Consider the following 12,030-nt stretch of genomic DNA (forward strand, 5'->3'; position numbering starts at 1 on the left):
AATATCCAAGAAGAGGAGCATGAGTTTTCTCTCGGTCAATTGGCTTCGTAGAAGACACCTTTGAAAAAAATAGCCCCAACTTAGAAATTGAGGCTACACAAGGTAAACATCCAGTGAATTATCGCAAGAAGTTTCCTCTCGGTCATACAAATATAAAAAAAATAGTAAAATAAATTAGGAACTAAAGATAGTACCTAGAGCTTCAGCAACAAAGAAATAAAAGAAAAAATAGAACTTTGTGAGTCTCAGAGATTACTTTGTGAATCTCTGCGAAACAAAAAAACTCAACAATATGAAACTTTGGGAAAAAGGAATACCGACAGATAAACAAATCGAACAATTCACAGTAGGAAACGACCGTGAACTGGATTTGGTTTTGGCAAAATACGATGCTTTAGGTTCAATTGCACATGCCAAAATGCTTGGACAAATTGGTTTATTGACTCAGGAAGAAACAACTTCTTTGGTTGATGCCTTAAACGAAATCATTGCCGATATCGTAGTAGGTAATTTCGAAATCGAAGACAGTTTCGAAGACGTACATTCTAAAATTGAATACTTGCTTACGGCAAAACTTGGTGATGCCGGAAAGAAAATCCATACCGCACGTTCTCGCAACGATCAGGTTTTAGTGGATGTAAATTTATATCTTAAAGACGTTGTAAAAGAGTTAAAAGAACAAGTAAAAACACTTTTTGATTTAATGATGGAATCGGCAGAAAAACACCAAAACGTTTTATTGCCTGGTTATACACATTTGCAAATCGCGATGCCGTCTTCTTTCGGAATGTGGTTTTCAGCTTACGCTGAAACTTTGATTGACGACATTACTATGTTGAATGCAGCCTTGAAAATTGTAGATCAAAATCCGTTAGGTTCTGCTGCAGGTTACGGAAGCTCTTTTCCGATCAACAGAACATTTACAACGAAAGAATTAGGTTTTGAAACTTTAAAATACAATTCGGTTGCAGCTCAAATGAGCCGCGGAAAATCAGAGAAAACAGTTGCTTTTGCAATGAGTAGTGTTGCAGCTACTTTGGCTAAATTTTCAATGGATGTGTGTTTATACATGAGCCAGAACTTTGATTTTATTGGGCTTCCGGCGCATCTAACAACGGGTTCCAGCATTATGCCTCACAAAAAGAATCCGGACGTTTTCGAATTGATCAGAGGAAAATGCAATAAGATTCAGGCACTTCCATACGAAATTACGTTAATTACAAACAATCTTCCAAGTGGTTACCACAGGGATTTACAGCTTTTGAAAGAGGGTTTGTTCCCAGCGATTCAAACTTTGAAATCTTGTTTAGATATTGCTATTTTCTCAATTAAAGATATTACAGTTAAAGATCATATTTTAGAAGATAAAAAATACGATTATTTGTTTACCGTAGATACTTTAAATGAGATGGTGGTGGATGGAACGCCTTTTAGAGATGCATACAAAGCCGTTGCCGAACAATTGGAAGCAGGAACATATAAATCTCCGAAAGAAACCAAACACACACACGAAGGAAGTATCAATAATTTGTGCTTAGATGCCATTAAAAATAAAATGAACTCTGCTTTTTAAAAGAATCCCGTTTTGAAATAAATATATAGCCGATTTGTATAAATGCAAATCGGTTTTTTTATACAGTAAGTTAAATCATATACTATTAGTAACCTTGTAATTTGGTTATAAAAAAGGCTATTGATTTTTGTCAATAGCCTTTTTTAAAAACATATTTTTTACAATTAATTCTTTACAACTTTAAAAGTTTTAACTCTGTTATCAATCTGAACTTTGCAGAAATAAACGCCTTTGGCAAGATTTGCAACATTCAATTCTAATTTTTCATTAGCAGTTACACTTTTTGTGTGTGTTAAAACTTTACTTCCATTAGATGAAAATAGATCAACAACAGCTTTACCATTTTCGATGCTTGAAAATTCGATATTTAAGACATTATCTAAAACAGTTGGGTAGAGTTTTAGTTCTAAATCAGCTACGTTATCATTAACTCCTAAAGTATTTGGGCAATTTGTAGATATTACCCCAGTAGCACTAACCTGAAGTGTTGCTCCAGCACCGCAAGAGGCATTTCCAACATAAGTTGCTACATCCTCAATATTATCAAAAGTAGTGTAAACATAAGATGGTTTTGAAACAGTTTTGCCATAACTTGGATTTACAGCTACTGATGGTATCCCTTTGACACAATCAATATCAGTTAGTCCTACATTTGTAGGATCCGTACCTTCAGAAACAGGGCTTGATATTGTGGCTATCTGCGCAAAGTTACAACCTTCTACATAACAGGTAGTACCATTATTTCCTGCACCAAGACCAATTGCTTTAGCACTTGAAACAGATGTTTTGTAATAACAGTTTAATAGGTGTAATTCTGCATTTCGGGCTCTTGGCATTCTTTCTTTACAGCCTTCTGCCCAATAACAATTTTTAAAGGTAACACTAAATCTTCCATCAGCTGGTGCATCAGCAATTCCTGAACCCACTAAACCTGAAAAACGATGATCAGCAGATCCTCCTGAACCTCCTGATGTTGCAGCTTTTAAGTAAATAAACTTACACCACGAAACAGTTGTATTGTCTGCACTGCCTTTGATGTCAAAATTACCATCCATTCCATCTTGAAATTCGCAATGATCTACCCAAACATTAGTACCTTCATTAATAAGATTATCCTCGCCATCTACATCATAAGCACCCGGACCTTGAAATATAAGGTTTCTAATAATTATATTATTAGAAGTTTTTTGGATATAAAGAATTCCGGAAATAGCTTTTGACGCTGGTGAATCACCAATGAAAATTTGAGTATTTCTAAATCTTGCTCCGGGTAATCCTATTATTGTTTTATCCGAAAGTGTTATTTTATATTGTTTAGGAAAGTCAATAATTCCAGAAACCAAAATAACAGAATTAGCAGTTGTTTTAGAACTAAGTGCAGCTGTTAATTGATCGTAAGTAGTAACAGTAACAGTATTAGAAGGAGTAGGTGTCCCGCCTCCTGTTGCAGCAGCACCAAAACCTTCAGGCGCAGACATGTAATAATTCTGAGCAAAAATGCCCGAAAAGCTGAGTAGGAGAAAAATTAGGGGTAATGCTTTTTTCATTTTTTTAAAATTAAGTTTTAGATTTTAATTCTTGTAAGTGGTTAATGTAATCGATTACACAAAATTAATGCATTTAAGTTTATAATAAATATTTTTGTAAATAATTATGAACGAATAATAGATTTTTAAGGTTATAAATGTTGTATCGAAGTATTTGTAAGAATAAATTAAAATTTAGATGATTTTTTCTCTAAATTATAAAGTTGAAATTATATGTTGTCGCAGAATTGATGATTTAAATTATATTGTATGAGTCATAAATACAATAGATCATAAATTTTTTAAAAAAAAATTACATATAAAAAATCCCCAAATTGAAAAATTTGGGGATGCTTATTTTATTATTTTCAGAATTTAAACCTTTCCTAAAGTATATAATTGTTCCATTGTTGGAGAAAGGCTTCCGCCCTCCGGTTCAAGGGTGATCCCAAAAGCTTCTGCATAAACTGTCTGATCTACAGCAAATATTTTTTGTTCATTACTGTCAAAATCACTCAGTAAACCAATGCTCGTTGGAGTAAGGGTAGGGCTTAATTTAAGCGCCCAAACCTGATAAACTTTTCCTTTTGGTGGTTTTGGTAAACCTGCTGCATCAATATAAGTAGTTTTGGTTTCTTTGTTCCAGTAAACTTTTGCAAAAGAGGTTGGAGAAACAGTCTGACCGCCTAATGTCACGCCGGTGTTTTTAATGTCCCTGACGATGGTAAGACTTTTTTCTGTTTCTTTATTTTGTTTGTCCAGATAAGCAAAATCTCTTTCAATTTTGTCTTTTTCTTTGCCTACTGTTGTAATAACATCTTTTGTTTTTGTCAGTTCTAAAGTCTGATAACCCAGACCTAACAATAATAATACAGCTGCAGCCCAGCCAATATATTGCGTTCGGTTCGAAGTTGGTTTCATTTCGACAACTTTGCCGTGTTTCAGTTCTAATCGGGCTTTTATTTTCTCAAAATTAGCCACTGAATGGAAAGGTGAAAAACTGGATGATAAAGCCACAATAGCTTTTTCAATCGCAATAATTTCGTTTTCAACTTCTGGATTCTTTTTAGCCATTTCGGCAATTTCCATATTTTCAGTTTCGGTTAATAAACCGTAAACATAAAGTTCCAGAATTCCTGATTCTATATATTCTTGTGCTTCCATTATATTTTTAGATAATTACGTAAGTCATTAATACAGTTTCTGTTTTGTGTTTTGACAGTTCCCAAGGGCATTGCCAGTTCTTCTGAAGCTTCTTGTTGAGTATATCCTTTAAAGAATAACAAATCGATAATCTCAATACATTTTGGTTTTAATTTTTTTACAAATTCCTGAATTCCAATTGTATCAATTTTATTGACTAGTTTGTTACTGTCGTCTAACAGATGTACGAAATTATCTGAAGAAAGGTTTTTTTGTGAATTATTAAAATTTTTAGACCTAAGTTTATCAATAGATGTGTTTCTGGCAATATTAAGGATCCAGGTGTAAAAACGTCCTTTGCTTTCATTATATGAATCTATGTTTTTCCAGATTTTGACGAAAACCTCCTGCAAAACATCTTCAGCTTCTTCCCGGTTTTTTATTAAAACATTTATGACCGAAAATAAACTTTTCGAATACATATCATACAAATGGGTAAAAGCCCTTTCATCTTTTTTGTAGATTAATGCTAGTAATTCATCCTGACTCATAAAATTTAGGTTTAAAGTTTTAATAAAGTTTAATTTACTTTTTTACTTATTCTGTATAAAGATAATTTATTTTTTCAGTTATTTTTTAATTTTTTTATTCCTCAAATACCTTGTAAAATAAGGGATGTTCAAAAAAGATGAGATTTTTTTGTTTTTTTTAAAACCAAAAACAAACCTTTTACGTAAATGCTATTATAACATAAAAAGTTTAAATTGGTTTAATAGCAGATTAGTTAACTGATACTAAAAAAACTATCGGAAATAATTATTTTTTAGAAAATGTTTTTGAATTTGAAATTTTAAAATTGCAGTCATAAAAAAATTGAAGCTTTAGTTGATGTCTTCGGGCCTTCATGAAAGTATGATGAATGAAAATAAGGCAGCATATAATAAGTTGGGGTAATTTGCCAAATACCACTTATGCAAATCACCTGACAGCAAATGTCTTTATTTTGATTTTAACATCCGAAGCATCAACTATAATAACACAAAATTATACGCTTAAAAAATAAATTTTGGGGACGGAAGCATAACAGTTTCAGTTTTTGAGCAGGACTGAACTGTTTAGTCTTCCGTATTTAAAAATAATTTGTATGTACTTTAAGTATATAAAACAGAACATGGTTTGATTTGTTTGTAAGTAGAAGCCTAACGCCTGATTAACGTTAGGCTTCACTTTTTATTTAACTTTTCTTTTATAAAATAACACTTTGTATATTTATTATTTCAATTAGAATTTGACTAATTTTATAAAAAAATAACCAATGAATAAAATAGCATTTTTAGTTTGTACTGCAGTCTTTTTGATAGCTGTACAAGTTCAGGCTCAAACAAGTATCAACAAGAAACCTAACACAGAAAAAGTTATGGAAAAACAAACCATTTATCAATTTAAAGTACAGGATTTATCAGGTGATACTTTTGATTTTTCTTCTCTAAAAGGAAAAAAAATCATGATCGTAAACACAGCTTCAAAGTGTGGATTAACGCCTCAGTATAAAGAGTTAGAAGCTTTGTATAAAGAATATGAATCTAAGGGTTTTGTAATTGTAGGTTTTCCGGCGAATAATTTTGCCTCCCAGGAGCCAGGTACAAATAAAGAAATTGCAGCTTTTTGCCAGCAAAATTATGGGGTAACTTTCCCTATGATGGATAAAGTTTCGGTGAAAGGGGATGATATATGTGAAGTTTATAAATTTCTTACACAAAAATCCAAAAACGGTCTGCAGGATTCTGAAGTAGAGTGGAATTTCCAGAAATATCTAATTAATGAAAAAGGTGAATTGGCAAAAGTGATTAAACCAAGAACGTTGCCTACAGATCCTGAAATTGTGAACTGGATAAAAGGATAATATTAAAAAAATAATACTTTGAAATGAGATTTTTGGGAAACTGAAAATCTCATTTTTCGTTTTTAAAAACAGAGGCAACCGCTGACTCGTAATTTCTAATGCTTTTTGCTTTTTTTATCAGTTTTAATACTTTATGCGGATTTGAAAATGTCTCTGCGAAATACTCCCATAAATGATACATTTTAAGCAAAATATGGGTTTGTCCTGATAAAGATTCGCTGTAAATGGCATATAAAATATCATGAAACTCGCTGAATAATTCCATTTTGTTGTGAGGATATTCAAAAGTGTTGTTTTTTATCATACCCGGTAAAAATGGATCAGCAATCAGGCCGCGTCCTATCATCCAGTGATCTATTGTTGGAAAACGTTCCTGCATTTCATGAAATTTTGCTACTGAAGTAATATCTCCGTTATAATACAATTTATGTTTTGTATTGTCTATGCACTGCTGAAACGCATCCAGATGCACGCCGCCTTTATATAATTGTTTCCCAATTCGGGCATGGATCGCAATGTTTTTAAGAGGGTAGGTGTCTAAAATTGGCAAAACATCCAGAATTTCTTCAGTAGTATCATAGCCGAGGCGCATTTTCATGGATACAATAATATCAGTTTCAGAATGTGCCCTGTCCAGAATACGATTAATTTGGTCTGTGTTTTTAATTAATCCCGAACCCATTCCGGATTTGGTAACCATTGGGTAAGGGCAGCCTAAATTCCAGTTTAATTCTTTATAACCAAATTCACGGACGTATTTTGCCACAAACAAAAATTCATCTGCATCATTTGTTATTACCTGTGGAATTACCTCTAAACCAATATTATTTTCAGGAAGTAAATCACGCTCATAAGATGCTTTTATAACTAATTTCCCATTCAGTCGAATGTATGGAGAATAAAAAGTGTCTATTCCACCAAAAATTTGGTTTTGGGCATTTCTGAAACGGAAATCGGTGAATCCTTGTAGGGGTGAGGAGAGAAGGGTAAAGGTCATAATATTTGCAAAGCAGCAAAGATACTATTTGTAAACCGGATTTTCTGATATGTTTTTTTTTAGTTTTTCATGCCTTTTAATTAATTTTAGAAACCTTATTCCAAAATCAGCTGCATAAAAACCAGATCAAGCCAATGGTCAAATTTATAGCCAACTTCACGAATTGTTCCGGTGGCAACAAAACCAAATCTTTCGTGAAAAGCAATACTGCCGGCGTTGTCTGCATCAATAGCACCAATCATTACGTGATAGCCTTGTTCTTTTGCGAGGCGAATCAATTCAGTCAGGAGTTTTGAACCAATGCCTTTTCCAATTACATGGTCTTGCACATAAACAGAATGTTCGACAGTGTACTGATAACCAATTTTTTCGCGGAATTGTCCATAACTTCCGAACCCTACGACTTCTCCGTCTAAATCGGCTACAATAACAGGCAGGTTTTTAGACAGTTTATCTTTAAACCATTTAGTCTGGATTTCAATCGTCTGAATATTATAGCTGTAATTAGCTGTGGTATGTAAAATCGAGTGATTTACAATTTCAAGAATTTTAGCCAGATCATTTGTTGTAGCAGGTCTAAGTATTAGGTTCATAATGAAAGAAGTAAAAAGGAGATATGTATTTTATTGAAAAATCAGCTGTACAAATATATTTCCTTTTTCTAAAAACAGTCTTAATATCTTGCTAAGATATAAGTTAAATGAGATGTGAAGTTTGTAACTTTGTGTTCGGAAAATAGAAAATTTAAGTAGTTGATTTTCTCAAAAAAACACGCCATTAGAATGATTTACCCCAAAATACCACTTGCTCAAAGTATTATCGAAATTTGTTCAGCAAAAGGAATTCATAACATAATAATTTCTCCCGGATCAAGGAACGCCCCTTTAACAATTGGTTTTGCACAAAATTCTAATTTTAAGTGTTATAGTATAGCTGATGAGCGTTGTGCTGCATTTTTTGCTTTGGGAATTGCCCAGCAAACCAAAAGACCAACGGCAATTGTATGCACATCCGGATCTGCATTGTTAAATTATTATCCTGCTGTAGCCGAAGCATTTTACAGCCAGATTCCGTTAATTGTAATTTCTGCAGATCGTCCACAGAATAAGATAGATATTGGCGATGGACAGACAATCCGCCAGCAGAATGTTTTTCAGAATCATTCCGTTTTCAATGCTAATTTAACTGAAGATGCTTCGGAAGAAAATGACCTGAAAATAAATAAAGCTATAGAAACTGCAATTTTTCAAAAAGGACCTGTACACATTAATGCTCCTTTTGAAGAACCTTTATATGAAACTACTGAAATCCTTTCAATTAAGCCAAAAATTACACATTCTGATGAATTCATCGGACAAAAATCAATTGAAAATGCAGAAGAATTTGTTTCCATTTGGAATTCAGCCAAACGAAAACTTGTTTTAACTGGTGTGAATGAAAAAGATTCAATCGACAAAAAAACGGTGGAAAAACTGGCTGATGATCCATCAGTTGTAGTGCTGACAGAAACAACCTCTAATTTACATCACCCCAGTTTTATTAATAGTATTGATACTTTAATTACACCTTTTGATGATGCTGATTTTAAGGAATTTGAACCTGAAATTTTAGTGACTTTTGGCGGAATGGTAGTGTCAAAACGTATTAAGGCTTTTTTACGAAAATACAAACCCCAACATCACTGGCATGTAGATACATTACGCGCTTACGACACATTCAATGCATTGACTAAACATTTTGTGATGCAGCCCAATGATTTTTTTAATGATTTGTTGTCTAAAACCGTTTTTACAGAAAGTGATTATTTTAAACAGATCAATGAGATTTATCAGCTGCGAAAAATTAAAAAGCAAAAGTATTTAGACAAAATTCCGTTTTCTGACTTTAAAGTATTTGAAAAGGTAATTGAATCTTTGCCTAAAAACAGCCAATTGCAGATTAGTAACAGTTCAGCCATTCGGTACGCACAGCTAATCGATATTGATTCTTCCATAGAAGTTTTTTGCAACAGAGGCACCAGCGGAATTGACGGAAGTACCTCTACAGCAATTGGAGCTGCAGTTGGAAGTCAAAAACAAACGGTTTTTATTACCGGTGATATTAGTTTTCTGTACGACAGTAATGCTTTATGGAATGCTTATATTCCTAAAGATTTTAAAATTATTTTGATTAATAATGGAGGAGGAGGAATCTTCAGGATCTTGCCCGGACATCAGGAAAGCCCTGTTTTTAATACTTATTTTGAAACTTCACATGATTTAACCGCAGAACATCTGGCAAAAATGTATCAGATGAATTATTTTACCGCTACAGATTCTGCTTCATTAGAGAAGAGCATCACATCTTTTTATGAAGTAAATGATGCTCCTAATATTTTAGAAATATTTACGCCAACTTCTGAAAATGATATTATTTTAAAACAATATTTTAAAGAGCTGGTTTAAGTAATAGTATACAATCAAAAAAAGCGTCTAAATTGGTGCTTTTTTGACTATTTTTATCTAATTGGAATTGGAAAAACAGGTAGGCTTGAATGACCTAAGGCATCAACTGTTTGTACAGCAAAGAAATAGTTGTCTTTAGAGTATGGAATTTCAGTTTTAGTATCTTTTGTAAAAAAAGTCTTTTCCCAATGAGAAGATGAAGTTTCACGCATCAAAATTTGGTATCCGAATTGTGATTTATCTTCTGGAGTATTCCAAATTAAAGTAGATGAATTAGAAAGGTTTTTAATTTCAATTCCAACATTTACAGGAGCTTTTGGAGACCAGGCCAGATTAGCCAAAACAGCTAAATTGGCACAGGTGTTTTTTCTCAAATAATCGAAATCCATAAATTCAGGGAGATCACCAAATTTAGTGTTGTTTTCTGTCCTTAAATCCTGATGCTGATGATCAAAGTTTTCATTCATTTCACAAAAACGAACTGCAGTAAAACCATTTTGACTAAATGGAGTATGATCACCACCGCGTAAAAAACGATCATTTCTATACACTAATTTTACAGAAAGCTGATCAACATATTGTTCTGTTACTGTTTTAATATAACGGGCTAATAATCTTGAAGGACTATCATTATCGCGATTAGTTGCTTTACGCATTTTAGCTTCTTCTTCAGTTTCTAAAAACGGAATAGTTTCACTAAATACCCTGACTTGTGTATTGTCTCTTAAATTGGTTTCGCTAGATAAACTGTTGCCAATCATGTCATTATTTAACATAGCAATAATATTCCAGTTAGATGCTTTTGCTAACTCTGCCAGATGTCTGGATCCATACAATCCTTGTTCTTCGCCTGTTACAGCTACAAAAATGATCGTAGCAGAAAAAGATCTTTTGCTCATTATTTTTGCAAGTTCCATAACGGCCGCAACTCCTGAACCATCATCATTTGCACCAGGTGCATCCGATGTTACATTCATTACATCAGAAACACGTGAATCAAGATGTCCGCTAATAATAAGTACACGATTATCATTAGGATTTGTTCCTTTTAAAGTTGCAATTACATTCCCAAGCTGACTGTCAGCTTTAATTCGTTTTCCATCTGCTTTAACAGTAAAATAATCTATTGTCGAAGTCAATCTTCCGCCAGACTCCAGGGCATATTTATCAAACTCAGATTTTACCCATTGTTGTGCAGCGCCAATTCCTTTTGTTTTGCTTTTAGTATCGCTTAAGGTATGTCGGGTTCCAAAAGTGACTAATTTTCGAACAGTTGCTTCCAAATTTTCAGCTTTAACTTCAGAAATCATTTTTTTTATCTCTGGATCTTCAGCAACCTGAGAAATAGCTATTTGATAAAAAGACAAAAAGATAAAAACGAAATAAAAGATATTTTTTTTTATTTGATGAGAGAATTATTTAAGGTTCTCAAATTTAATTATAATAAAAGAGGCTTGTTCACTTTTTATAAAAATATTTTTCGCTGTACTCACTTTCAAACTTCGTACCTTTGCACTTTAAAAACTTAGCTTAGTTAGCTTAGAACTCCAGAATATGATTGAAATAGGAAAATACAATACACTTACCATATTACGCGATACCAAAGTCGGTTTGTTTTTAGGAAATCCTGAAAAAGACCCTGAGGGAATTCATGATATTTTATTACCAAATAAATATGTTCCGAATGAATTTGAAATAGGCGAAGAGCTTGTTGTTTTTGTTTATTTAGACCATGAGCAGCGTCCGGTTGCGACTACACTTGAACCTTATATTTTGCTGAATGAATTTGCTCTTTTACGTGTAAACTATATCAATCAGGTTGGGGCATTTATGGATTGGGGAATGGAGAAGGATATTTTGGTTCCCTTTAAAGAACAGGCGCGCCCTATGGAAAAGGGAAAACGTTATCTGGTTTATCTTTATATGGATGAAAAAACCAAACGCCTTGTAGCTTCCAGCAAATTGAACCAGTTTTTAAATAATGATCAGCTTACAGTTGAAAAAGGAGAAGAAGTTGATTTGATTGTGTCGCATATTACTGAATTAGGAATCAACGTTATCATTAACGAACAGCATAAAGGATTGCTTTACAAAGACGAAGTATATGATGATGCCATAAGGACCGGTGACAGAATGCGCGGTTACATCAAAAATATTCGCCCCGATAATAAAATAGATGTGGCTTTGCAGATACAGGGATATCAGAGTATTGAGCCAAATGCAGAAAAAATTTTGGGTGAATTAAGAGCCAATCGCGGATTTTTACGCTTAAATGACAACTCACATCCTGAAGATATTAAGACCGTATTGAAAATGAGTAAAAAGACTTTTAAAAAAGCAATTGGAGCTTTGTATAAAGAAAAACTTATTGAAATAAAAGATGACGGAATTTATCTGGTAAAAGAATAAATTAATTTGATTCACAAAAAAAAGCTCAAAAGTTT

At 33.1% G+C, this 12,030-nt stretch carries 10 protein-coding genes; 4 read left to right on the forward strand and 6 right to left on the reverse strand.

What is annotated here, in order from left to right; genetic code table 11:
* The first annotated feature begins 292 nt into the window (after positions 1–292).
* Entirely contained in the window at positions 293–1,573 is a 1,281-nt protein-coding gene (gene argH / locus GXM17_RS00005; protein ID WP_163397236.1) for an argininosuccinate lyase, read from the forward strand.
* A gap of 164 nt (positions 1,574–1,737) precedes the next feature.
* Here argH and GXM17_RS00010 read toward each other — a convergent pair whose 3' ends face one another.
* The 3 genes from GXM17_RS00010 to GXM17_RS00020 form a co-directional block, all read right to left on the reverse strand.
* Positions 1,738–3,120, reverse strand: coding sequence for a T9SS type A sorting domain-containing protein (locus tag GXM17_RS00010; protein ID WP_163397238.1), 1,383 nt, complete (start codon positions 3,118–3,120; stop codon positions 1,738–1,740).
* Positions 3,121–3,474: 354 nt separating this feature from the next.
* On the reverse strand, positions 3,475–4,263 hold the full coding sequence (locus GXM17_RS00015; RefSeq protein ID WP_163397240.1) for an anti-sigma factor: 789 nt from the start codon (positions 4,261–4,263) through the stop codon (positions 3,475–3,477).
* Positions 4,263–4,793: an RNA polymerase sigma factor gene (locus GXM17_RS00020; RefSeq protein ID WP_163397242.1), complete on the reverse strand. Its 531-nt coding sequence runs from the start codon at positions 4,791–4,793 to the stop codon at positions 4,263–4,265. Before GXM17_RS00020 ends, GXM17_RS00015 begins: the two co-directional genes overlap by 1 nt.
* Positions 4,794–5,557: 764 nt before the next feature.
* Here GXM17_RS00020 and GXM17_RS00025 point away from each other — a divergent pair.
* Positions 5,558–6,145 carry a glutathione peroxidase gene (locus GXM17_RS00025; RefSeq protein ID WP_163397244.1) on the forward strand — a complete coding sequence of 196 codons (588 nt, stop codon included), beginning with the start codon at positions 5,558–5,560 and terminating at the stop codon, positions 6,143–6,145.
* Positions 6,146–6,194: 49 nt separating this feature from the next.
* Here the strand turns inward: GXM17_RS00025 and GXM17_RS00030 are convergent, their stop codons facing one another.
* Entirely contained in the window at positions 6,195–7,142 is a 948-nt protein-coding gene (locus GXM17_RS00030) for a tRNA dihydrouridine synthase (protein ID WP_163397246.1), read from the reverse strand.
* 95 nt (positions 7,143–7,237) lie between these two features.
* On the reverse strand, positions 7,238–7,735 hold the full coding sequence (locus tag GXM17_RS00035; RefSeq protein ID WP_163397248.1) for a GNAT family N-acetyltransferase: 498 nt from the start codon (positions 7,733–7,735) through the stop codon (positions 7,238–7,240).
* A gap of 189 nt (positions 7,736–7,924) precedes the next feature.
* Here GXM17_RS00035 and menD point away from each other — a divergent pair, with 189 nt between their 5' ends.
* Positions 7,925–9,586 (forward strand): 2-succinyl-5-enolpyruvyl-6-hydroxy-3-cyclohexene-1-carboxylic-acid synthase, encoded by a 1,662-nt coding sequence (gene menD / locus GXM17_RS00040; protein WP_163397250.1) that lies wholly within the window; start codon positions 7,925–7,927, stop codon positions 9,584–9,586.
* Positions 9,587–9,639: 53 nt separating this feature from the next.
* Here menD and GXM17_RS00045 read toward each other — a convergent pair whose 3' ends face one another.
* A complete protein-coding gene (locus GXM17_RS00045) occupies positions 9,640–10,896 on the reverse strand; it encodes a M28 family metallopeptidase (RefSeq protein ID WP_167522101.1) in 1,257 nt (418 codons plus the stop codon).
* 244 nt (positions 10,897–11,140) lie between these two features.
* Here GXM17_RS00045 and GXM17_RS00050 point away from each other — a divergent pair, with 244 nt between their 5' ends.
* Positions 11,141–11,995, forward strand: a complete 855-nt coding sequence (locus GXM17_RS00050; protein ID WP_163397252.1) for a CvfB family protein — start codon at positions 11,141–11,143, stop codon at positions 11,993–11,995.
* Positions 11,996–12,030: the final 35 nt, after the last annotated feature.

The organism is Flavobacterium fluviatile, from assembly GCF_010645065.1.
In the GTDB taxonomy this organism is placed as follows: domain Bacteria; phylum Bacteroidota; class Bacteroidia; order Flavobacteriales; family Flavobacteriaceae; genus Flavobacterium; species Flavobacterium fluviatile.